22 protein-coding genes and 1 tRNA gene are annotated in these 21,493 nt (G+C 58.4%); 8 read left to right on the top strand and 15 right to left on the bottom strand.

Annotation, left to right across the window (positions count from 1 at the left end):
• Window positions 1-73: 73 nt before the first annotated feature.
• The 3 genes from ACLIKD_RS01905 to motA all read right to left on the bottom strand — a co-directional run bounded on the left by ACLIKD_RS01905 (window position 74) and on the right by motA (window position 2,514).
• Window positions 74-439 carry a response regulator gene (locus ACLIKD_RS01905; protein ID WP_226418627.1) on the bottom strand — a complete coding sequence of 122 codons (366 nt, stop codon included), beginning with the start codon at window positions 437-439 and terminating at the stop codon, window positions 74-76.
• A gap of 241 nt (window positions 440-680) precedes the next feature.
• Entirely contained in the window at window positions 681-1,628 is a 948-nt protein-coding gene (gene motB, locus ACLIKD_RS01900; protein ID WP_226418626.1) for a flagellar motor protein MotB, read from the bottom strand.
• Window positions 1,629-1,656: 28 nt separating this feature from the next.
• On the bottom strand, window positions 1,657-2,514 hold the full coding sequence (motA, locus tag ACLIKD_RS01895; RefSeq protein ID WP_226418625.1) for a flagellar motor stator protein MotA: 858 nt from the start codon (window positions 2,512-2,514) through the stop codon (window positions 1,657-1,659).
• Between the two features lie 181 nt (window positions 2,515-2,695).
• Here motA and ACLIKD_RS01890 point away from each other — a divergent pair, with 181 nt between their 5' ends.
• Window positions 2,696-3,274, top strand: coding sequence for an NUDIX hydrolase (locus ACLIKD_RS01890; RefSeq protein ID WP_428828370.1), 579 nt, complete (start codon window positions 2,696-2,698; stop codon window positions 3,272-3,274).
• Here ACLIKD_RS01890 and ACLIKD_RS01885 read toward each other — a convergent pair.
• The 11 genes from ACLIKD_RS01885 to ACLIKD_RS01835 form a co-directional block, all read right to left on the bottom strand.
• Window positions 3,240-3,920, bottom strand: coding sequence for a hypothetical protein (locus ACLIKD_RS01885; RefSeq protein ID WP_428826938.1), 681 nt, complete (start codon window positions 3,918-3,920; stop codon window positions 3,240-3,242). The two genes, ACLIKD_RS01890 and ACLIKD_RS01885, sit on opposite strands and share 35 nt — an antisense overlap.
• 95 nt (window positions 3,921-4,015) lie before the next feature.
• Window positions 4,016-4,156: a DUF3149 domain-containing protein gene (locus ACLIKD_RS01880; RefSeq protein ID WP_226418623.1), complete on the bottom strand. Its 141-nt coding sequence runs from the start codon at window positions 4,154-4,156 to the stop codon at window positions 4,016-4,018.
• A gap of 28 nt (window positions 4,157-4,184) precedes the next feature.
• Window positions 4,185-4,694, bottom strand: a complete 510-nt coding sequence (locus ACLIKD_RS01875; protein ID WP_428826937.1) for a FixH family protein — start codon at window positions 4,692-4,694, stop codon at window positions 4,185-4,187.
• A gap of 13 nt (window positions 4,695-4,707) precedes the next feature.
• Window positions 4,708-6,126, bottom strand: a complete 1,419-nt coding sequence (gene ccoG, locus ACLIKD_RS01870; RefSeq protein ID WP_428826936.1) for a cytochrome c oxidase accessory protein CcoG — start codon at window positions 6,124-6,126, stop codon at window positions 4,708-4,710.
• A gap of 135 nt (window positions 6,127-6,261) precedes the next feature.
• On the bottom strand, window positions 6,262-7,161 hold the full coding sequence (ccoP, locus tag ACLIKD_RS01865; RefSeq protein WP_428826935.1) for a cytochrome-c oxidase, cbb3-type subunit III: 900 nt from the start codon (window positions 7,159-7,161) through the stop codon (window positions 6,262-6,264).
• A gap of 14 nt (window positions 7,162-7,175) precedes the next feature.
• A complete protein-coding gene (locus ACLIKD_RS01860; protein WP_226418619.1) occupies window positions 7,176-7,352 on the bottom strand; it encodes a cbb3-type cytochrome oxidase subunit 3 in 177 nt (58 codons plus the stop codon).
• Between the two features lie 3 nt (window positions 7,353-7,355).
• Window positions 7,356-7,994 (bottom strand): cytochrome-c oxidase, cbb3-type subunit II, encoded by a 639-nt coding sequence (ccoO, locus tag ACLIKD_RS01855; RefSeq protein WP_226418618.1) that lies wholly within the window; start codon window positions 7,992-7,994, stop codon window positions 7,356-7,358.
• 16 nt (window positions 7,995-8,010) lie between these two features.
• Window positions 8,011-9,435 carry a cytochrome-c oxidase, cbb3-type subunit I gene (ccoN, locus tag ACLIKD_RS01850; RefSeq protein ID WP_226418617.1) on the bottom strand — a complete coding sequence of 475 codons (1,425 nt, stop codon included), beginning with the start codon at window positions 9,433-9,435 and terminating at the stop codon, window positions 8,011-8,013.
• 292 nt (window positions 9,436-9,727) lie between these two features.
• Window positions 9,728-9,928 carry a cbb3-type cytochrome oxidase assembly protein CcoS gene (ccoS, locus tag ACLIKD_RS01845; RefSeq protein ID WP_428826934.1) on the bottom strand — a complete coding sequence of 67 codons (201 nt, stop codon included), beginning with the start codon at window positions 9,926-9,928 and terminating at the stop codon, window positions 9,728-9,730.
• Window positions 9,928-12,366, bottom strand: a complete 2,439-nt coding sequence (locus ACLIKD_RS01840; protein WP_428826933.1) for a heavy metal translocating P-type ATPase — start codon at window positions 12,364-12,366, stop codon at window positions 9,928-9,930. The genes ccoS and ACLIKD_RS01840 overlap by 1 nt, the downstream gene beginning before the upstream one ends.
• 56 nt (window positions 12,367-12,422) lie before the next feature.
• Window positions 12,423-13,190, bottom strand: coding sequence for a 3-hydroxyacyl-CoA dehydrogenase (locus ACLIKD_RS01835; protein WP_226418614.1), 768 nt, complete (start codon window positions 13,188-13,190; stop codon window positions 12,423-12,425).
• Between the two features lie 237 nt (window positions 13,191-13,427).
• Here ACLIKD_RS01835 and ACLIKD_RS01830 point away from each other — a divergent pair, with 237 nt between their 5' ends.
• The 5 genes from ACLIKD_RS01830 to ACLIKD_RS01810 all read left to right on the top strand — a co-directional run bounded on the left by ACLIKD_RS01830 (window position 13,428) and on the right by ACLIKD_RS01810 (window position 17,173).
• Complete coding sequence (locus tag ACLIKD_RS01830; RefSeq protein ID WP_428826932.1) at window positions 13,428-13,616, top strand: hypothetical protein; 189 nt, start codon at window positions 13,428-13,430, stop codon at window positions 13,614-13,616.
• A 103-nt stretch (window positions 13,617-13,719) separates the two neighbouring features.
• A complete protein-coding gene (locus ACLIKD_RS01825; RefSeq protein ID WP_428826931.1) occupies window positions 13,720-14,670 on the top strand; it encodes a diguanylate cyclase in 951 nt (316 codons plus the stop codon).
• An 81-nt stretch (window positions 14,671-14,751) separates the two neighbouring features.
• Window positions 14,752-14,827, top strand: a tRNA-Thr gene (locus ACLIKD_RS01820).
• A 150-nt stretch (window positions 14,828-14,977) separates the two neighbouring features.
• Entirely contained in the window at window positions 14,978-16,528 is a 1,551-nt protein-coding gene (gene murJ / locus ACLIKD_RS01815; protein ID WP_428826930.1) for a murein biosynthesis integral membrane protein MurJ, read from the top strand.
• A gap of 15 nt (window positions 16,529-16,543) precedes the next feature.
• Window positions 16,544-17,173: a YbhB/YbcL family Raf kinase inhibitor-like protein gene (locus ACLIKD_RS01810; RefSeq protein WP_428826929.1), complete on the top strand. Its 630-nt coding sequence runs from the start codon at window positions 16,544-16,546 to the stop codon at window positions 17,171-17,173.
• Window positions 17,174-17,262: 89 nt separating this feature from the next.
• Here the strand turns inward: ACLIKD_RS01810 and ACLIKD_RS01805 are convergent, their stop codons facing one another.
• Window positions 17,263-18,783 carry a TolC family outer membrane protein gene (locus ACLIKD_RS01805; protein ID WP_428826928.1) on the bottom strand — a complete coding sequence of 507 codons (1,521 nt, stop codon included), beginning with the start codon at window positions 18,781-18,783 and terminating at the stop codon, window positions 17,263-17,265.
• Window positions 18,784-18,903: 120 nt separating this feature from the next.
• Between ACLIKD_RS01805 and ACLIKD_RS01800 the strand changes: the two genes are divergently transcribed.
• Window positions 18,904-19,563, top strand: coding sequence for a transglutaminase-like cysteine peptidase (locus ACLIKD_RS01800; RefSeq protein WP_428826927.1), 660 nt, complete (start codon window positions 18,904-18,906; stop codon window positions 19,561-19,563).
• Between the two features lie 10 nt (window positions 19,564-19,573).
• Window positions 19,574-21,487: a bifunctional diguanylate cyclase/phosphodiesterase gene (locus ACLIKD_RS01795; protein ID WP_226418607.1), complete on the top strand. Its 1,914-nt coding sequence runs from the start codon at window positions 19,574-19,576 to the stop codon at window positions 21,485-21,487.
• Window positions 21,488-21,493 lie beyond the last annotated feature (6 nt).

The raw sequence follows: 21,493 nt of genomic DNA, 5'->3' as shown, positions 1-21,493 counted from the left end.
ACAGCCCACGAGCCCGCTGTCGGAAATCGAATGCGACGAACACCGGCATGATTGCCGGCTCCTCGGCCTCGGCTCAGCCGATTACCTTGCGCACGACTTCGATCAGTTTTTGCGGGTCGAAGGGCTTGACCAGCCAGCCCGTAGCACCGGCCGCACGCCCTTGCGATTTCATGGCATCGGAGGATTCCGTCGTCAACATCAGGATGGGCGTCGATGCGTACTGCGGCAGGGCGCGCAGGCTCTTGATCAAGGTCAGGCCATCCATGCGCGGCATATTCTGATCGGTAAGGACGAGATTGATGCTCCGGGCCTTGGCTTTATCCAGACCGTCCATGCCGTCGACCGCTTCAACGACTTCATAGCCGGCACTTTTCAGGGTAAATGAAACCATCTGACGGATGGAGGCAGAATCGTCAACAGCAAGAATGGTTTTCGCCATTTTTTCCTCGTATGTAGATCAGAACAACTCGATGCCGCCGCTGGCGTAGCCGGTTTGCCTGATTTGGTTATTTTTCCCGCCCTGTGACAGGAGACTCAATTTCTGTAATACCAGTTCGACGTGCGCGGATAACTCCCAAGCACGCCACGTCCGGGATGAGCCGCTCGCTTCGAGCAGAAGCTGCTAACAGCCTCTTCCCGCAGTTCGGGCCCGGCCCAAATCGGCCTGGCGGCCTGAGGTTTCAGCCGGAGGTCCCCTTGCCGGCAGCCGGCAGGTTCAGTCCGCCCGAAATATCTCCCTCGTTGGAAATTTCAGACTGTGGCCCCTCCTCCTGGAGAATGGCCATCTCGGTTCTCTGATTCAGCACCACGATGCTGATTCGGCGGTTGGCCGAACTCAGCGGATCATTTTTGTCAAACGGCACCGTCGATGCCAGCCCAACGACCCGCAAAACCTTGGTATCGCCCATCCCGCCGGCAACCAGCTCCCGACGCGACGCGTTGGCGCGATTGGCCGACAGCTCCCAATTGGTAAACCCCTGGCTGCCACCGACAAACTGCGCGGCATCGGTATGCCCGGCCAGGCTGATGCGGTTGGGAACCTCGTTCAGGGACTTGCCGATCTGCCGCAAAATATCCCGGGTATATGGTTTGAGCTCAGCCCCGCCGGAATCGAACATCGGCCGATTCTGTTCGTCGACGATCTGAATCCGCAGCCCTTCTGTTGTTATGTCGAGCAACAACTGCTTCTTGAACTGCGCCAGTTGCGGAGTCTGCTCAATCATCTTTTCAATATCCGCCTTCAGGGCTTCCAGGCGCTCCCGCTCTTTGCGCCGGAACTCGGCTTGAGCCTCCTTGGAAAAGGACGTTGTCTTCTTGCCTTCGACGTCGCCCTTCTTGACCTGACCAGCCTGCCGCGTCAAATCCTGGCCGCCGCCCTGCAAAATACTGGTTGCATCACCCAGACCGCTGCCACCCGACATGCCAACCTTCAAGGGATTCTGAAAATGCTCGGCAATGCCCTGCAAATCGCCCTTGGCCGTCGAGCCAAGAAGCCACATCAGGAGGAAGAAAGCCATCATCGCCGTTACGAAGTCGGCATAGGCAATTTTCCAGGCTCCACCATGCGCGCCACCGGCAACGACCTTTTTGCGCTTGATGACTATCGGGCGAGAGGAATCGTCGCTCATCGTATCGGCTTAGGTGTCGGTGAGAAAATCACTTGCCCTTGCGGGCCTTGAGTTCGTCCTCAAGCTCGATAAAGCTGGGGCGCACGTCGGACTCGAGGGTCTTGCGGCCAAATTCAATAGCAACCTGCGGTGCATAACCGGACATCGAGGCCAGCAAAACCATCTTGATCATTTGATAGATTTTCGCCCCCTCTTTTGCCTTTTGCTCAAGCAAGTTGCCCACCGGCTCGACAAAGCCGTACGCAATAAGAATACCGAGAAAAGTACCGACCAACGCCCCACCGATCATCTTGCCGAGCACCGCGGGCGGGGAGCCGACCGACCCCATCACGTTGACCACACCCATCACCGCAACCACGATACCGAAGGCCGGCACCGCACCGGCCAGCTTGGCAACCGCGTGCCCTGGCGCCTCCGCTTGATGATGGTGCGTCTCCAGTTCGACATCCATCAGGTTTTCGATTTCCACGGTGTTCAAATTGCCGCCAACCATCATGCGTAGGTAGTCAGTGACGAACTCCATGACATGGTGGTCGTTTACCAGATTGGGGTATTTGCTGAAAATCGGGCTGGCTTCCGGGTTCTCGACATCGCCTTCGATGGACATCAGGCCTTCTTTGCGAACTTTGCCGAGTACTTCAAAAAGCATGGCCAAGGCGTCGACGTAAAACGCCTTGGTGAATTTCGAACTTTTGAGAACTCCCGGCAAAGCACCAACCGTGGCCTTGAGAAGCTTGATGTTGTTACCGCCGACAAAATAGCCGGTCGTCAAACCAACAATAGCGATGTATTCGGCAGGCACCCACAGCGCAAGCAGGCTGCCATGAAGGGCGTAAGTTCCCAGCGACGAAGCCAGGATGATTACATAACCGACGATTAGAAACATGCAAAGCCCCCTGGGTGCCAGCCTACGACTGGCGCGAATACGCGTATTTTCTGGTTCCCGCTATTGTAGCCACTGGGCTCGCCGGAGTGAAGGAAGAAATATGCAGACCGGCACGGCAAGCGCAGGCTGCATCGGTCGGTGCTAAACTGAAATCTGAACTTAACCGATCAAATTATCCGTGATTCGTTTCTGCAACCGCTGCGGTGCTGATGTCTCCCATGTCGTTCCTGCCGGAGACTCTCTTCCGCGACACGTATGTAATAGCTGCGGCTACATTCATTATGAAAACCCGCGCCTCGTTGTCGGTTGTGTTGCCGAATGGGAAGGGCGTATCTTGCTTTGTCGGCGAGCCATTGAACCTCAACTTGGGTTCTGGACGTTGCCGGCCGGCTTCATGGAAAACGGCGAGACGACGGCCCAGGCCGCCAGCCGCGAAACGATGGAGGAGGCCGGAGCCAGCATCATTCTGGACGCGCCGTTCGCGATGGTCAGCATCGCGCACATCAATCAGGTTCACCTCTTTTATCGCGGCCGCCTGGCCACTCCCGCCTACGCTGCGGGGGTGGAAAGCCTGGAAGTGCTGCTGTTGAATGAAGAAGATATCCCTTGGCAAAATCTGGCCTTCCGCAGCGTCACGCTCTGCTTGGAACACTATCTCGCGGACCGGGCCAGCGGCACCTATGGTTTTCACGAAGCCGAACTGACACCGCTGGTTTTCTCGCCGGTCAATCGTTCTGACGATACTGAACCGGCACGCTGATAACGAACTGCTTGCCGCGTAAAATGTCCGGCAACGGGGCCTGAGCAGTTGCCTTGACCATCAAGTCAAGCGCCAAGCTGTCGAGCAATGGCTGGCCACTACTCCGACCAAGCGCGACAACCGGCGCCCCCACTCCCACCGCAGCGCTAACGGTGACAACAACATCGCCTTCCAGGGCCCCTTCGCGAGCCGATGCCGGATACTGTTTGTATGATCGGGCAGCCCGCGCCAGACTCAAGCGATATTGACGAACCCCGTCCTCACTTGGTACATCGGCAAGCTCCCGCATCGGGTTAGCGCTCACTACCTGACTGCGACGCATTTCAGCAGACGGCCCCGCGGTGCGCCCCAACGGAACGTCAATTGTGGTGACGGTGGGGACCAATCGGGACGAGCCTGTCGTGAAGCTCCCCGGTTTGGCAGCGGCCAATGATTTGCCTTCGGACGGTTTGAAAAGACGATTCACCGCCGTCAGGGGAGCACCCTCAACTCGCCCCTCCGGCAAACGCTCGACAAGCGTGGCGACCATAACGCGATCACCAGCCGGAGCCAATGTCGGCAACCAGCGCAGATACGCACGAAAGCCACCGAGAACAGCGAAGTGTATAAACAGCGAAAGCAACAAGGCACCAAGCAGTTTCCTCACGTTTTACACACCGGCCCCGGAAAAACGAATCCCCCGCCGGCAAAACCGAACGGGGGATCTTGTCCGCACAAAACCGCGGATCCTGACGACACGAATTACTTGCCGAGTTTCCGGCTTTCTTCGTTCATCTTGCTTGAGTACATTTTGCCCATCCAGGCGCCAATCACCAACACACCGACAATGACCCCAAGACTCATCAGGCCGATATCGCTACTAAACAACAATTCCCATGCCATATGTCACCTCCCAGTAACAGAATAAAACCTACTTACCCGCCTTAGCCGTCAGGCGCAGCGGTTCCACAGAATCAGCCTGCCACTCCCCCTGAAGCCGCCATTGCCCAGCCGGATCTTCAATCGAGACAAGCCAACGTCCAGAAATATCAGCAGTCAACTTTCCGCTGTAAAAGCCCTGCCCCTCCGAGACCATCTGCACCAACTGGTCCTGACCTGCCCGGGTCGGATGAGCCAATTTAAGAATAATCGCCTCTGGCACCTGTGCCGCTGCGTCGGCGCCGAGAAGCAGACGGATATTCATCTCCGAGCGCATTACATCGGCATGCAGACCAAGATTCCCGGCCATGTGATCGCGATGCAAACGCTGGTTCACCGAAAGCCCTTGCTTGTAGTAGTCATCGGTAACCAGACCGTCATTGCTGACGATCGCCAACCATGCAGTAATAAAGCCTGCGACGACAACAATCGCCGGGCCGGAAATCAAAATCCACGGCCACGGTTCCTTGTACCAAGGACGGTTATCGTTGCGTAATCTCATTGTTGTACTCATGTCAGGGCATCAAAAAAGAGGCCTTCTCATGAACCGCGATTTGCTCGTGGTTCTGGGCCTTGATATCAAAATAGATCGTGTTCGCGCCTTTTTTGCCGGACTCCGGCGGGACACGCACAACGACAGTCACTTCATGGTTATCTGCACTGGCGACATCGACAATACGCTCGCCGAGGATTTCTATTCCATCCAGCCCATTGACCACCACCGAGTAACGCTGGGGCTCTTCAGTAGTGTTCATGATCTTCAGGTTGTACACGTTTTCAATCTGCCCATCATCAGCTTCTCGCGCTAACGTCGAACGATCACGGATAACATCCACTTTAAGCGGAACACGGGTAGCCAGCGACCAGATCGCTGCCACAGTAATAATAGTCAAAATTGCCGAGTACAGAATGATGCGCGGCCGCAGCAAATGCCCGACAACCTCCTGCGGCGTAAAGTGCTTGGCCAAGGCATTTTCGGTGGTGTAGCGAATCAGCCCGCGCGGCAAGCCAATTTTTTCCATTACCGGATCACAGGCATCAATACAGGCACCACACCCGATACACTCGTACTGTTGGCCCTTACGAATATCAATTCCGGTCGGACAGACCACGACACACAACCCGCAATCCACACAGTCGCCAAGGCCGGCTGCTTTAGCATCGACGCCCTTCTTGCGAGCACCACGCGGCTCACCACGCTCCGGGTCATAGGTGATAACCAGCGTATCCGGATCAAACATCACCCCCTGGAAGCGGGCATAGGGACACATGTATTTGCAGACCTGCTCGCGCAAAAAGCCGGCTTGCATATAACAGAACCCGGCATAGAAAAAGGTCCAGAAAAGCTCCCAGCCGGAAAGGTTGAACGGTAGAGCCGCAAGCAGCTCACTGACCGGCGTGAAATACGCGACCAGCGTAAAGCCGGTCCATAACGAAATTAGCAGCCAGATTGCATGTTTAGCAGCCTTTAACCCCACTTTGCTGGCAGTCATCGGGCCATTGTCCTGTTTCATTCGGGCCGAGCGATCACCTTCAATCCGGTTCTCAACCCAAACAAAAATCTCGGTATACACCGTTTGAGGGCAGGCATAGCCACAAAACAACCGTCCGGCGATGGCCGTAAAAAGAAACAGCGCGTAGGCCGAAATAATCAGTAGCAACGCGAGATAGAAAACATCCTGCGGCCACAGAACAAGCCCAAAAAGATAAAACTTGCGCTCAACCAGATGCAGCAATATGGCCTGACGACCATTCCACTCGATCCAGGGAGCACCGTAAAACAGAACCTGGGTAATCCAGACGAAGGCCCACCGCCAATTGTTCCACCATCCTTTAACCTCGCGGATATAGACCTTCTTGTGTTTCTCGTAAAAAGAAACAATGGCCTGCGCATCGGCAGAGTTGGCTGGTGTATTGTTTTCCGCTGGTTCCATACAAGGAAGTATCCGTATCAGAATTGCGCTGAAGTCATATATTTTGCGTTTGCATCAGCGCAATTTTGATACTGATAATTATTTTTCGAGCCTTGCTCGAAAAAACGGGGCGGCAAGCCGCCCCGTCTGTACCAATTACTTGGTGCCTTGACTCAGGCTATACACGTAAGCCGTGAGCAGGTGAATCTTGGCTTCGCCGAGAAACTCTTTCCACGACGGCATCTTGTTCTGACGCCCGTTGTTGATCGTCTCGGTAATGGTTGCCTCGGACGAGCCATACAGCCAGACCTTGTCGGTCAGATTCGGTGCGCCAACGGCATGCATACCAGTGCCTTCCGGACCGTGACAGCCAATACAACCGGCCGAGGAAAAAGCTTCCTTGCCCTTGGCAGCACGCACCGAATCGTTCGGCAGACCCGACAGCGAACGGACAAAATTAGCCAAATCCTTGACCGTATCCGCACCGAGTTGAGCGTGCGGAGGCATGACACCCATCCGACCGTTATTCAAGGTTTCCTTGATCTGCTCCGGCTCACCACCATACAGCCAGTCGTTATCGGACAGATTCGGGAAGCCCTTGGCACCACGAGCATCCGCGCCGTGACACTGCATGCAGTAGGTCAAGAACAAACGTTTGCCCATCTCGTTGGCCTGCTTGTCGCCAGCCACAGCTTTGACATCCATGGCCAGATACTTGTCGAACAGTGGTTTGACAGTGGCATCCATCTTGGCAACTTCAGTTGTGTGCTGACCGACCGAGGTCCATCCCAGCATACCCTTGAAGTTACCCAGCCCCGGATAAAGCGCCAAATACACAAACGCGAAAATCACGGTGATGGTGAACAACCAACTCCACCATTTTGGCATCGGGTTGTTGTATTCCTCGAGAGTTTCATCCCAGACATGACCCATGGTCTTGCCCGGCGTGAAAGTCGCTTTGCCCTGTACTATTAGAAGTACCGCGCAGGCCAAAATACTGCCCGTCACGATCACAATCACGTACAGGTTCCAAAAATCGCTAACGAAATCGCTCATTTGCTTTCCTTTTTTCAGCGAGGATGAGATGCGCGAGTCACCGCATCCTGATCATCGTGCTCCGCGAAAGGCAAGTTGGCAGCTTCTTCAAACCCCTTTTTGCTGCCCTTGCCATAAGCCCACCCCACAATCGCCAGGAAACAAAGCAACCCGGCAACCGTAATGATGGAACGCAGATCGTTGATGTCCATGGCTTATTGCTTCATCGTGCTCAGTGCCGTACCCATGCCCTGCAGGTAGGCGATCAGAACATCCAGCTCGGTCTTGTCACCGATTGCCGCCTTGGCACCCTTGATCTCTTCGTCAGAGTAAGTCGGGATTCCACGGACATTGGCATAGCCACGCATGACGCTCATCTTTTTCTCGATGTCGGCGCCAACACTTTCCTTCGCCTTGGTATTTGCCAGGAAGGCGAAGGCAGGCATGTTGGACTCCGGCACCACATCACGCGGATTCATCAGGTGGGCACGTTGCCATTCGTCAGAATAGCGACCACCAACGCGATGCAGATCAGGACCGGTACGCTTGGAACCCCATTGGAACGGGTGATCATAGACATACTCGCCAGCCACAGAATAATGGCCATAACGCTCGGTTTCAGCGCGGAACGGACGAATCATCTGTGAGTGACAGAGGAAGCAACCTTCACGGATATAAACATCGCGCCCAGCCAGACGAACTGCATCGTAAGGCTTGGTACCCTCAACCGGGGTCGTGGTCGACTTTTGGAAAAAGAGCGGAACGATTTCCAGCAGGCCACCGACACTGACCACCAGCAGGGTCAGAACGATGAGCAGGCCAACGCTCTTCTCAATTTGCTCGTGCTTGAACATTATTTTCTCTCCCTAATCAAGCGTGATGGCCAGCCGGAGCAATCACCGGCATATCTTGAGTCTTGCCGCCCGCCATGGTCTTGAACATGTTGTAAGCCATGATCAACATACCGACCAGGAACAGGACGCCACCCAGCCAACGAATCGCCCAGAACGGATAGGAGCCTTTGACCCCTTCGACAAAGCTATAGGCCAGCGTACCGTCGGCGTTGACAGCGCGCCACATCAGACCCTGCATCACACCGGCAATCCACATCGAGGCAATGTAGAGCACGGTCCCGATGGTAGCGATCCAGAAATGGGTCGTAACCAGCTTGGTGCTGAACATCTCGCTCTTGCCGAACAGTTTCGGCAGCAGATAGTAGATGGAACCGATCGAAACCATCGCGACCCAGCCAAGGGCACCTGAGTGCACGTGACCAACAGTCCAGTCCGTGTAGTGCGACAGGGCATTCACCGTCTTGATGGACATCATCGGGCCTTCAAACGTGGACATACCGTAGAAGGACAGCGAGGTGATCAGGAACTTCAGGATAGGATCGTCGCGCAGCTTATGCCAGGCACCGGACAAGGTCATGATGCCGTTGATCATGCCACCCCAGGACGGGGCCAACAGGATCAGGGAGAAGACCATACCAACAGACTGCGTCCAGTCAGGCAACGCGGTGTAATGCAGGTGGTGCGGGCCCGCCCACATGTAGGTGAAGATCAGCGCCCAGAAGTGGACCACGGACAGACGGTAGGAATACACCGGACGGCCAGCCTGCTTCGGCACAAAGTAGTACATCATGCCCAGGAAGCCTGCGGTCAGGAAAAAGCCCACGGCGTTGTGACCATACCACCACTGAATCATCGCATCCTGAACACCGGAATATGCAGAGTATGACTTGGTCAGCGTAATCGGCACAGCAGCACTATTCACCAAGTGAAGCAGCGCAACCGCAATGATGAAAGCACCGAAGAACCAGTTGGCCACATAAATATGGGAAACCGTGCGCTTGGCGATGGTACCGAAGAAAACCAGTGCGTAAGAAACCCAGACCAGCGTGATCAGGATATCAATCGGCCATTCCAGCTCGGCGTATTCCTTACCGCTGGTGATACCAAGCGGCAACGTAATAGCAGCCAACAGAATGACGATTTGCCAGCCCCAGAAAGTAAAAGGAACCAGCGGACCACCCCAAAGGCGGGCGTGGCTGGTGCGCTGAACACACCAGTAAGACGTTGCAAACAACGCGCAGCCACCAAACGCAAAAATAACCGCGTTCGTGTGAAGCGGACGCAGACGGCCAAAATGCAGGAAGCCAAGATTCAGCTCCGGCCAGACCAACTGGGCTGCGATGATGACACCGACAAGCATACCGACGATGCCCCAGATGACAGTCATGACGGCAAATTGCCGTACGACCTTATCGTTGTATGTGGTTTTCGTTCCAGACATGAACCCACCTCTCGTTAATGAAAAGACTAAATGACCACCCCCCTAAACCCAAGGCGGCACATGAACGCGGATATTATTCTAGATTAGCGGGGGCGTTTTGACCTAGATCAACCTACCGATTATCTAGGCCACTAGTCCAAAGGGTTTAGAACTCTGGTCCATTTGGCAATGGCGTAGACAAAAAAAGGGTGCGTCGCAACGCACCCCAACCCCAACAGAGAAATACCGTGAAGCTTGCGCTTCACACAGACTGAATAGTGCCAACGGTATCGCCCGCGACAGTTGACGCAGGTCAAACTTTATCCAGTTTGTCGCTCTCGGCAGTTTCCTCGGCTTCGGTTTGCTGCTTTGGCATATCGTCATCCATCAGGACGCGAAAACCGGGACCTTCGAGATCGTCGAACTGGCCGCTGCGCACCGACCACCAGAAAGCCACGGCGATGCCGAAAACGAGGATCACCGAAACCGGAATCAACAGGTAGACGCTTTCCATTAATCCTTCTCCACACGCTGAATGCGCAATGAGTTGAGCACGACCAGCAAGGAGCTCGCCGACATGCCAATGCCCGCCAGCCACGGTGTAACGTAACCGGCAATCGCCAGCGGCAAGGCGACAAAATTGTAGGCGAACGACCACCAGAGATTCTGACGAATCACCTGCAGCGTCTTTCCGGCCCGCCGCAAGCCATGGCGCAAATGATCGAGATTTTCGGAAAGCAGCACGAAGTCGGACTGGGTCCGCGCCAGTTGCGCCCCGCCACCCATCGCCACCGAGACTTGCGCCTGCGCCAGCACCGGAGCGTCATTGACCCCATCGCCGACCATCGCCACCAGCGCACCTGCCGCTTGTAGCGCCGTGACACAGTCATGCTTGCCCTGTGGCGTCACGCCGGCACGGACATCCTCGATGCCCAACGCAGCAGCCACCCGCTTCGCTACCGCCGGTGCATCACCGGTCAACAAGACAACCTGCTTGCCCGCCGCCCGCAGCTCACGTACCAACGCCGCCGACTCCGGACGAACCTCGTCACCAATCCGGAAAGTCGCCAGGCAACCACCGGCATCTCCCAAGACCACCACAGTATCACCGCTTTCCAACCAGGCGGCGGCGGCATCCGGCAACTCGGCATGGCTCAGGGCCAGCGCATAGGCGGGGCGGCCGATGCGGTAACGACGCCCCTCGACAACAGCCTCAATCCCCAACCCCGGCTCGCTCACCACATCCACCGCCACGGGAAGACTAGCGCCAGCCGCGTAGCGCAAAGCCGTGGCCACCGGATGCTCGGAACTTTGCTCAAGGGCGGCAGAAATAGCCAGACACTGATCCTTGCCAAGCGAACCAAACACCCCGACATCAACCAGATGCATGCGCCCGGTAGTCAGGGTACCGGTCTTGTCAAAAACGAAATGAGTCGCCCGGGCAAGCGTCTCAATGGCGTGCCCACGCGTCACCAACAGGCCATCCTTGGCCAGCGCCCCGGCCGCGACGGTCAGGGCGATCGGCGTAGCCAGAGAAAGCGCACAGGGACAGGTCACGACCAATACTGAAACGGTAATCCACAGCGCTTTCGAGGGATCGACAAAGTACCAGCCAACTGCCACCAGAACGGCAACCGCGAGCAGCGCCGCGACAAAATAGCTGGCGATACGGTCAGCCATTTCGACGATCCGCGGCTTTTCGGTTGCGGCCCGTTCCATCAGATTGATGATTGCCGACAAACGCGTTCCTTCGCCGACCTGCTCGACCTGGATCACCAGCGGGCTCTCGGCGTTGATCGAGCCGCCCGTCACCAGATCGCCTGGCGACTTGGCGACCGGCCGGCTCTCGCCGGTGAGCAGCGACTCGTTGGCACAACTGATGCCTTCGATGACCCGACCGTCGGCCGGTACGATGTCGCCAGCGCGAACCAGGACGTAGTCGCCGGGGCGCAAATCGGCCACGACGCGCTGCTCGGTGCTGCGGTCGCCGGGGAAATCCGGCATTTTTTGCGCAAAGGCCGGGAGCAGCTTGGCCAGCGCTTCGGTCACACTCAAGGCTTTTTGCCGCGCCGTCATCTCAAGATAGCGCCCACCGAGCAGGAAGAAAACGAACATTGCGACCGAGTCGAAATAGACCTCGCCCGATTGCATCAGCGTAGCCCAGCAACTGGCCGCAAAGGCCGCGCCGACGCCAAGGGCCACTGGCACATCCATGCCGACCCGGCGCAGCTTGAGGTCACGCCAGGCATTCCGGAAAAACGGTGCGGAGGAATAAAAAATCACCGGCAACGTCAACAGCAGGCTGGCCCAACGCATCAGGCTTTCAATATCGGCCGTCATGTCGCCGTCGGCGATATACACCGGGAAGGCGTACATCATTACCTGCATCATGCCGAATCCGGCAACCCAAAGGCGCCACAAGGCTTCGCGCCGCTCCTTGCGGGATATTTCCTCGTTCTTGGCGGCGTCGTAGGGATAGGCGCGGTAGCCGATGGCGGCAATGGCGCCGAGAATATCGGAGAGCTTGACCCGGGATTCATCCCAGCGCACCCGCGCCCGGCGCGTCGCGTAATTGATATCGATCGCCGTCACGCCAGGCAGCTTGCCAACATGCTGCTCATTGAGCCAGATGCAGGCAGAACAGGTGATGCCTTCCAGCAACAATGAAGCCTCGCGTTCATTCTCGCCGAGGTCTTTGACAAAGCTTTTCTGAAAATCAACGTGGTCGTAAAGCGCCAGTTGTTCGAGGATTGCCGGCATCGCTTCGCGCGGCGACTCGGGCAGCGCATCACGGCTGCGGTAGTAGTCCTGCAGCCCGTTATCGACAATCGACTGAGCCACCGCCTGGCAACCGAAGCAGCACATGGCGCGGGTCTCGTTGCCGATTTTCACCGACAGATCGACATCGTCCGGAATCGGTTGGCCGCAGTGATAACAGGAGGATTCAGACATGCAATAAAAAAGGCACCGAAGTGCCTTTTTGGTCAATGGCGGAGCCGAAGTATAGTTTATTTGACTCCCATGCGGATGGCGCCATCGAGACGGATCACCTCGCCATTGAGGTAGGAATTCTCGGCAATGTGCTTGACCAAAGCAGCATATTCGGCCGGCTTGCCCATGCGGGTTGGGAACGGCACCATCTTGTTCAGGGAATCCTGAACCTCCGGCGGCATGCCGAGCAGCATCGGGGTTTCCATGATGCCTGGCGCGATGGTCATGCAGCGAATGCCACTACGGGCGAGCTCACGGGCCACCGGCAGGGTCAAGGCGACGATACCGCCCTTGGAGGCAGCATAGGCGGCCTGCCCCAACTGGCCTTCATAGGCAGCCACGGAGGCGGTATTGATGATCACCCCGCGCTCGCCGCCGGCATCCGGCTCGCCTTTCAGCATTGCCTCGGCAGCCAGGCGAATCATGTTGAAAGTGCCGACCAGATTGATATTGATCACCTTGGCGAAACTCTCCAGCCGGTGCGGACCTTCCTTGCCGACGACCTTTTCAGCCGGCGCGACGCCGGCGCAATTGACCAGCCCCTGTAAGCCGCCAAATTTGGCAATGGCCGTCTGCACGGCGTTCACCGCAGAACTCTCGCTGGCCACATCGGTTTCGACGAAACACGCGCCGGCCCCGAGTTCGGCCGCCAGCTTTTCACCGGCATCACGATTCAGGTCAGCCAGAACAACCTTCGCCCCCGCCTCGGCCAATGCCCGGGCCGTCGCTGCGCCCAGACCGGAGCCGGCGCCGGTAACCAGAAATACCTTGTCTTTTAATTGCATATCTACTCTCTCCTTGAAAAGCTCAGTCAGCCGAAACCGGCGCCCATTCCAGACGGTACCGTATGGAGCAAAAAACATCATCTTACTCGCTGACCGTGAGAAGAAAAAAGCCTCATCGCGCAATCTGAGCCACAAACACCAGTGCCGCATGACGAATATTTTGGCTTTTGGTACGCGCGACAACTAGAGTGAACTAACTACTTGATGTTGCTTGTCACAAACCAACGGGAGGCTGTCATGACAACCTTTGATTCCCCTATCTCACGTTGCGAAGCGGTACGTGAAATGGTTCTCACCGATGAAACACAGGCTGAATGCGCGCGCGAACATGAATGCCCGCCAGATCGGGTCTGCCCGCTGAACGGTTATTTCGTCGAAGCCGGCAGCACACCTGAAGAGATGACCGAAAGCCTCCGGCTCCACTGACTCGCCGGCCTCACCAGCCAATCGACCAAACCAAGCCGGACGGGTGCTATGATGAGTGGGAAACTCATTCATCGCAGCGCACTCCCGGACAACGATTCAGGTGATGTTCGATAGAAGCAAGAGCACGGTACTCGTCGTCGATGGCTCGGCAGCCAATCGCGCCCTGATTTGCGAGTGCCTGTCCCAACTCCCGGAAATCGAACCACTGGCCGTCAGCGATGGCGCACAGGCTTTGACAGCCTTCCGCGAATGTTCACCCAGCCTCGTCCTGCTCGATATCGCCCTGCAGGACACCGACTGTATTTCGCTGGCCCGGGAAATGCGCATCTGGGAACACCTGATCACCCCGGATGGACTGACCAACTGGACCCCCATCGTCTTTCTCTCCAGCATCATGGATGAAGAAGTGCTGGCCCGCGGCATTTTGGCGGGCGGCGACGATTTTCTCTACAAGCCGATTTCGGAAGTCGTTTTACTGGCCAAAGTGCGCGCCATGCTGCGCATTGTCGCCATGCAGCGCGAAATCCACGCAGCCCATCGGCAACTGAAGGAAACTGCTCTACTCGATGGACTGACCAACATTCCCAACCGCCGCCACTTCGACGAAACGCTGGTCACCGAATGGAAACGCTGCGCCCGGACCGAAAGTCCGCTCAGCATCATTATTGGCGATGTCGATTTTTTCAAGCAATTCAACGATCTTTACGGCCATCAAGCCGGGGATGCCTGCCTCAGAGCGGTCGCCAGTTCCCTGAACGAGTCGCTGTTCCGGGTCGAAGACATGATCGCTCGCTACGGCGGCGAGGAGTTTGCCGCAATATTGCCGGGCACCGACACCGGTGGCGCCCAGGCCGTTGCCGAACGCATGCGCCGTTCGGCCCGGGAACTCTGCATTCCCCACGACTCGGGCGTCGGCGGCTTGGTATCGTGCAGTTTCGGCGTCGCTAGTACCCAGCCCAATAGCGGCAGCATGCCGCTACAACTTCTGCAGGCCGCGGATATCAGGCTTTACGCCGCCAAGCGGGCCGGGCGCAATCAGGTAAGTGCGCGCTGAATAAAGACTGACAAACGCGCAGCCCCGGCCTCTGCTGCTTGCCCGAACGCCAGTCGTATTGTATTATCCGCGCCCTTGGAAGCCGCTTTAGCTCAGTTGGTAGAGCAGTTCATTCGTAATGAAAAGGTCGCCAGTTCGATTCCGGCAAGCGGCACCATCTGAATAGCCCACCCTCAGCGGTGGGCTTTTTCTTGTCCGGCGCCCGTTGCCGCCAAAGCCTTACCCACTCGCCCCGCCGTCCGATTGATGCGGCACAGCGTAGAATCACGGCTCTTTCGCCCTCCCATGCAAGCCACATTTCCCACCGATGAATCTGCTACGCGCGCTGGCCACGGTCAGCGGTATGACACTCCTCTCCCGCATACTCGGTTTCGTCCGGGATTTCGTGATTGCCCGGGCATTTGGCGCCGGCCTGGCGACCGATGCATTTTTCGTTGCCTTCAAGCTGCCCAACCTGCTCCGCCGGATGTTTGCCGAGGGCGCTTTCTCGCAGGCTTTTGTACCAATACTTGGCGAATACAAGAACAAGCGCGGCGATGACGAAACCCACGGGCTGATCGACCATGTCGCCAGCCTGCTGGCCATGGCCCTGTTCCTCGTCACAGCCATCGGCATTGCCACGGCGCCCGTGCTGGTCTGGATTTCCGCCCCCGGTTTCGCCGCCGATGCGGGCAAGTTCGAACTGACCGTGACACTCACCCGCATCACCTTCCCGTACATCCTGTTCATGTCGCTGGTTGCGCTGTCCGGCGGCATTCTCAACACCTGGAGCCGCTTCGCGCTGCCAGCCTTCACGCCGGTACTGCTGAACATTGCCTTCATCGGCATGGCATTGTTCGCGGCGCCCTATTTCGACCCGCCAGTGCTCGTGCTGGCCTGGGCAGTTTTTCTCGGCGGCTTGCTGCAACTGGCCATCCAAATCCCTGCTCTCAAGAAAATCGCCATGCTGCCGCGGCCTTCGCTGAACTGGCGGGCGGCCTGGGCCGACCCGGGGGTGCGCCGAATTCTGACCCTGATGGGACCGGCTCTGATTGGCGTTTCGGTGTCGCAGATCAGCCTGTTGATCAACACCATTTTTGCGTCTTTTCTCAAGACCGGCAGCGTTTCCTGGCTCTACTACGCCGACCGTCTGATGGAATTCCCGTCCGGCCTGCTGGGTGCTGCCCTCGGCACCATCCTGCTGCCTTCGCTGTCGCGCTATCACGCCAGCGAGAATCACGGCGAATACTCAAAGCTGCTCGACTGGGGCCTGCGCCTGACCTTGCTGCTGGCCGCCCCGGCCGCGGTCGCCCTGGCCATACTGGCCGTGCCCTTGATCGCCACCTTGTTCTTCCACGGCGCCTTTTCGGTGGATGACGTGTTCCGCACCCGTGAGGCGCTGGTCGCCTACTCGGTCGGACTGACCGGACTGATACTGGTCAAGGTCCTGGCCCCGGGATTTTATGCCCGCCAGAACGTCAGGACCCCGGTTCGCATTGCGTTGATTTCCCTCTTCGCCACCCAGGTCATGAACCTGCTTTTCATCGGCTGGATCGGCCATGCCGGCCTCGCCCTTTCGATCGGCCTGGCCGCCTGCCTGAATGCCGGCTTGCTCTATCGCGGCCTGCGCCGGCACGATATCTACACCCCGCAACCCGGCTGGCTCGGCTTCGTCCTCAAGCTGATCGGCGCCATGATCGTCATGGCCCTTGCCCTATGGTTCGCCATGGGCCAGGAAAGCGGGTGGTTGCAGGGTGGCACGCTCGATCGGATCATCCACCTTTCATGGCTGGTAGCGCTTGGCATAGCGGCCTATTTCGCTACACTGTGGATTCTCGGCTTCCGCCTGCGCGACTTCAAACGCCGAGCGGCGACATAACAGGAGTAAGCATCGATGAAACTGACCAGCACCAGCTTCGCCGACGGGCAGAAAATTCCCGGCGAATTTTCCTTTTGCATTCCCGACCCGGCCCACCACGTTTGCCTGGGCAAGAACCTGAACCCGCAACTTGCCTGGAGCGATGTACCGGCCGATACCAAATCCTTTGCCCTCCTCTGCCACGATCCCGACGTGCCAAGCCAGGGCGACGATGTCAACCAGGACGGCCGCACGGTTCCCGCCTCGCTGCCGCGCGTCGATTTCTTTCACTGGGTACTGATCGACCTGCCGGCTTCTGTCAACGCCATCAACGAAGGCGAATTCAGCCACGAGGTTACGCCGCGCGGCAAACCGGGGCCGCAGACCAGCCGCGGCAGCCGGCAAGGAATCAACAACTACACCAACTGGTTCGCCGGCGATCACGACATGAGCGGTGACTACTACGGCTATGATGGCCCCTGCCCGCCGTGGAACGATGAAATCGTCCACCGCTACGTCTTTACCGTCTATGCGCTGGATATCGAAACACTGCCCGTCGAAGGAAAATTTGGCGGACCGGAAGTCCGTGCTGCCATTCAGGGTCATGTTCTGGCCGAAGCCAGCCTTACCGGCACCTACACGCTGAATTCTGCGCTGCAAGACTGACCGGAACCAATCAGCAAAAAGGCCCTGCGTTTATAGCGCAGGGCCTTTTCTATTGCGCTATCCGAATGGTTTCGCGTCCTCGCTCGCCATTAACGGCCGAGGCGACGGCCCGGAAATTGCTCCGCCGAGTCAATACGCTTTTCCGGATTCATCACCTGAGCAGGCGCCGGGACAACCGTTGGCTTGCTGTCGAGCAAGGCCATGGCGCGGGCATTGAGTGCTTCGCGGTCGGGGGCCATAGCGGCGATGGCTTCGTTGGGGCAGAGCTGGCTGACATCGGCCTGAGCGAGTTCGCCGGATTCCGGATCGCGGCTATCGAGCTTTTGCAGGCCAAGGGTCTGGAGCAGCGTTCCCATGCCGGCGTAGGTCCGCAGGTAGGAAAGACTCAGGTCGGAGTCGGCGTTGACCGCATTGCGCCGGGCACTGAGCAGTTCGTTTTCGGTATCGAGCAGGTCGAGCAGAGTACGCTGGCCGACGTTGAACTGATCGCGGTAGGCATCGCGCGTCTTTTCAAGCAGGCTGACCTGGGTGGCGAGATAGTTGGTTTGTTGCTTCAGGCGCTGCACGTCGTTATAGGCGATGAGCAAGGTCTGCCGGGTGTCGCGGCAGGCCTTTTCGCGCAGGTCGAGGGCGAGGTTCTTGCGTTCAACGTACTGCTTTTCGCGAGCCCGGTCCGAGCCACCGTTGAACAGGTTCCAGCTGACGACCAGTTCGGCGACGTTGTAATTGCGGTCACCATCGACGCCGAGGTAATTGCTGGTGTTGTCGGTCCGCGCCCGAAAATCGAGCCGGGGAGAATAGGCGGCACGCCGGGCGTTGACGTCGTACTGGGCCGCTTCGGTGTTTTCGATGGCGGCGAGCAGAGCCGGATTGTTCTTGTACAGCGCATCGAGGGCCGCTTTCGAGGTGACCGGAACACCGCTGCCGAGCTGACCGGGGGGAATGACGACGCCCGGGGGCAGGCTGCCGACCAGACGCTGGTAGCGTGCCGAGACATCGTGCAGGTTGGCGGTTTCAGTGGTCAGGTTGATTTCGGCCAAGGCCAGGCGGCTACCGGCCTGCTCGAGGTCGACGCGCCGGCCGACACCGGATTGGGTGCGCCGGAGCAGTTGTTCCTGAGTGGCCTTGTGCTGGACATAGTTGTCTTCGGCCAAATTAACCAGAAAACGGTAGCGCAGCACATCAAGATAGGCCCGCGCCGCTTCGAGGGCGACGGTTTCGGAGGCGTCGAGCAGTTCGTAATAGCGGACCAGGCGGGCTTTGTCGAGGCGACGAACTTCGTTACGGGTAGCAAAGCCATCGAAAAGCATCTGGTTCAGGCTGAGCAGGTAGCCATTGCGCGAGTAATCGTTTCGCTGGTTGCCCGGTGGCTGCTTGAGGCTTTCCCGGCCACCGCCGGCCGTCAGATCAACGCGCGGAAAATAACCGCCGCGAGCGACGCCGATTTCTTCCTCGGCCGCCTTGTAGTTATGCCACTTCGAAGTGACTTCCGGACTGTTCAATACCGCTTGCTGGGCCACCTCCTTCAAGGTCGACGGAAGGTCGGCAGCCGGAGCGATGGCGGGAAAAACGAGGCAAATCAGTAAAGAGAGGACTTTGGGGGAGGTCATAAGGGGATAATTTAAAATTTATTTGAGCCGATTGTAGGGATACCCTGACTATTGGAATGTGTAATATTCCGCACTCGCCGCCAAGAATCGAATGATTTGAAGTATTTATCTCAGAGCCCTGTGCTGTCCCGCTTGCTGGTCATTGGCGCCCTGACTGGCGGGCTGGCTCTGTGCGGCCTTGAGACAGCATTCGGCCTGGATTTCGATCGTTTGCAACAAGTCCTGATCAGTCGCTTCGGCCCCGGCCAGGCAGGGCTTCTGGCCGATTGGCAGAAAATGCTGGCCAATGGAAAAAATGCCGCCGAGCCGGACAAACTGCGCCGGGTCAACGATTTCTTCAATCGGCGTATCGTCTTTGACGACGACACCAGCATCTGGGGGCAAGCCGATTACTGGGCGACGCCGATCGAGCTAATTGGCCAGGGGCGCGGCGATTGCGAAGACTTTTCGATTGCCAAGTACTACTCGCTGCTCGACCTCGGCATTCCGGTCAGCAAACTCCGGCTCGTTTATGTCAAGGCCCGGCAAGAAGGCCCGGCCGGGCCGATTCTGCAGGCGCACATGGTTCTGGCTTATTACGCCACACCGAATGCCGACCCGCTGGTCCTCGACAACCTGAATACCGAGATTCGCCCGGCCTCGCGACGGACGGATCTTGCCCCGATTTTCAGTTTTAACAGTGCGGGCCTTTGGCAAGGTACCGGCAACCAGTCCAGCAAGAGCAATCTCTCGCGCTGGCAGGACTTGCTGGCACGAGCACGCGCCGAAAGCTTCGAGTGAGGTAATCACCATGTCCCTATTTCGACAACTCTGGCTCGCCGTCATCGCGAGCACCATCATCGCCTTCGCCGGCAGCTTCGTGGCCAGCATGCTGACCGCCCGGCAATATCTGACGCAGCAATTGGCGATCAAGAACAACGACAACGCCGCCTCGCTGGCGCTCTCGATGTCGCAACTCGACAAGGACCCGGTCACCGTCGAACTCCAGGTGGCCGCCGTTTTCGACAGCGGCCAATACGCTGCCGTGCGCCTGATCGACCCGGAAGGCAAGGTGATGATCGAAAAGCTCAGCCCGCCTGCGGCTGGCGATGCTCCGGCCTGGTTCGTCAAGGTTTTCCCGATCGAATCGCAGCCCGGCCAGGCCCAGGTTTCCAACGGCTGGAACCAGTTCGGAACGGTCGAGCTGGTCAGCCACAGCCAGTTCGCCTACCGCGAACTCTGGCGTGGCGCGATCAATCTGCTGCTCTGGTTCATTGGCGGCGGCGCCATCATGGGCCTGCTCGGCATGCAGGTGCTACGCCGCATCAAGCGGCCGCTTGATGCCGTGGTCGGCCAGGCACAGGCAATCAGTGAACGACGCTTCGTCAGCATCGCCGTGCCATCGACGCCGGAACTAAAAAGCGTGGCCAGTGCAATGAATGCCATGGTCGACCGGCTGAATGCGATGTTCGCCGAGGAGGCTGCGCGGCTCGACAAGCTGCGCCGCGAAGCGACGCTCGACAGCCTGACCGGCCTCGCCAACCGGGCGTTCTTCCTCAACCAGCTGGATGCCGCGCTGAGCGACGATGATGCCGCTCCGACCGGCAGCCTGCTGCTGCTCCGCCTGGCGGACCTGGCCGGCATCAACCGACGGGCCGGACGCGAAACGGCCGACGCCCTGCTCCGCCGGCTCGGTGCCACCCTGCAGGAACTCGCGGCCGACAAGCCGGGCGCTGCGGCGGCTCGCCTGAACGGTGCCGATTTTGCCCTGCTGCTGCCGGGCGTCCAGGACCCGAGCCAGCCCGCCACAAAGCTGCTCGACGCCTTGCGCGATCTGGTGGCGGCCGGGATGATCGACAGCGAACAGGTCGGCCACCTCGCCAGCGGCCTTTATCTGCACGGCCAGAGCATTGGCAGCCTGTTTTCCCGGCTCGATGCCGCGCTGGCGACGGCCGAGGGCCAGGGGAACCTGGCCTGGTGCCGCGCCGAAATCAGCGGCGAGCAGCGCACCACGTCGAATGCCGACTGGAAGAAGCTGCTCGACGGCGCGATCGAAACCCAGCGCCTGCGCCTGATCGAATTCCCGGTCGCCGGCAACAGCGGCCAACTGCTCCACCTTGAATGCCCGCTTCGCCTGCAAGCCAGCGAAGGCGGCGAATGGCTGGCGGCCGGTAGCTTCATGCCGATGGCCTCGCGTCTCTCGATGACCACCGAACTCGACCTCGCCGCCGTCCGACTGGCACTGGAGCGCATTGCCGCCGGCGCCGCGGCTGTCGCGGTCAACCTCTCGGGCGAGTCGATTCTCGTCGCCAGCTTCCGCAGCCGTCTGCAATCGCTGATCGCTGCCCGCAAGGAACTGGCCCCTCGGCTCTGGCTGGAAGTTTCGGAAGTCGGCGCCTTCCAGCACTTCGCCGAATTCCAGGCTTTCTGCAATACGCTGCGGCCGCTGGGTTGCCGTCTCGGAATCGAACACTTTGGCCGGCGTTTCAGCGAAATCGGCCGCCTGCATGACATCGGCCTCGACTATCTTAAGGTCGATGGCAGTTTCGTCCGGGCCATCGATACCCAACAAGGCAATCAGGCATTCCTCAAGGGATTGTGCAGCATCGCGCATAATATCGGCCTGACCGTAATCGCCGAAGGCGTGCAAACCGCCGAAGAGCTCGCCACCCTGCCCGACCTGGGCTTTGACGGCGCCACCGGCCCAGCCGTGCCAAGGAACTAAGCCGAC

Source organism: Azonexus sp. IMCC34842 (assembly GCF_050368855.1).
GTDB lineage: Bacteria > Pseudomonadota > Gammaproteobacteria > Burkholderiales > Rhodocyclaceae > Azonexus > Azonexus denitrificans_A.
Note: the sequence above shows the minus strand (reverse complement) of the source record. Positions and strands in the feature narration are given on the sequence as shown.

Excerpts from the sequence above, each read along its gene's own strand:
- ACLIKD_RS01875 (WP_428826937.1), bottom strand. The coding sequence starts at position 4,694 with ATGAGATTACGCAACGATAACCGTCCTTGGTACAAGGAACCGTGGCCG.
- ccoS (WP_428826934.1), bottom strand. The coding sequence starts at position 9,928 with ATGGAAAGCGTCTACCTGTTGATTCCGGTTTCGGTGATCCTCGTTTTC.
- ACLIKD_RS01825 (WP_428826931.1), top strand. The coding sequence starts at position 13,720 with ATGTTCGATAGAAGCAAGAGCACGGTACTCGTCGTCGATGGCTCGGCA.
- ccoN (WP_226418617.1), bottom strand. The coding sequence starts at position 9,435 with ATGTCTGGAACGAAAACCACATACAACGATAAGGTCGTACGGCAATTT.
- ACLIKD_RS01880 (WP_226418623.1), bottom strand. The coding sequence starts at position 4,156 with ATGGCATGGGAATTGTTGTTTAGTAGCGATATCGGCCTGATGAGTCTT.
- ccoG (WP_428826936.1), bottom strand. The coding sequence starts at position 6,126 with ATGGAACCAGCGGAAAACAATACACCAGCCAACTCTGCCGATGCGCAG.
- motA (WP_226418625.1), bottom strand. The coding sequence starts at position 2,514 with ATGTTTCTAATCGTCGGTTATGTAATCATCCTGGCTTCGTCGCTGGGA.
- murJ (WP_428826930.1), top strand. The coding sequence starts at position 14,978 with ATGAATCTGCTACGCGCGCTGGCCACGGTCAGCGGTATGACACTCCTC.
- ACLIKD_RS01840 (WP_428826933.1), bottom strand. The coding sequence starts at position 12,366 with ATGTCTGAATCCTCCTGTTATCACTGCGGCCAACCGATTCCGGACGAT.
- ACLIKD_RS01830 (WP_428826932.1), top strand. The coding sequence starts at position 13,428 with ATGACAACCTTTGATTCCCCTATCTCACGTTGCGAAGCGGTACGTGAA.
- ACLIKD_RS01860 (WP_226418619.1), bottom strand. The coding sequence starts at position 7,352 with ATGGACATCAACGATCTGCGTTCCATCATTACGGTTGCCGGGTTGCTT.
- motB (WP_226418626.1), bottom strand. The coding sequence starts at position 1,628 with ATGAGCGACGATTCCTCTCGCCCGATAGTCATCAAGCGCAAAAAGGTC.
- ACLIKD_RS01795 (WP_226418607.1), top strand. The coding sequence starts at position 19,574 with ATGTCCCTATTTCGACAACTCTGGCTCGCCGTCATCGCGAGCACCATC.
- ccoP (WP_428826935.1), bottom strand. The coding sequence starts at position 7,161 with ATGAGCGATTTCGTTAGCGATTTTTGGAACCTGTACGTGATTGTGATC.
- ccoO (WP_226418618.1), bottom strand. The coding sequence starts at position 7,994 with ATGTTCAAGCACGAGCAAATTGAGAAGAGCGTTGGCCTGCTCATCGTT.
- ACLIKD_RS01835 (WP_226418614.1), bottom strand. The coding sequence starts at position 13,190 with ATGCAATTAAAAGACAAGGTATTTCTGGTTACCGGCGCCGGCTCCGGT.
- ACLIKD_RS01805 (WP_428826928.1), bottom strand. The coding sequence starts at position 18,783 with ATGACCTCCCCCAAAGTCCTCTCTTTACTGATTTGCCTCGTTTTTCCC.
- ACLIKD_RS01810 (WP_428826929.1), top strand. The coding sequence starts at position 16,544 with ATGAAACTGACCAGCACCAGCTTCGCCGACGGGCAGAAAATTCCCGGC.
- ACLIKD_RS01905 (WP_226418627.1), bottom strand. The coding sequence starts at position 439 with ATGGCGAAAACCATTCTTGCTGTTGACGATTCTGCCTCCATCCGTCAG.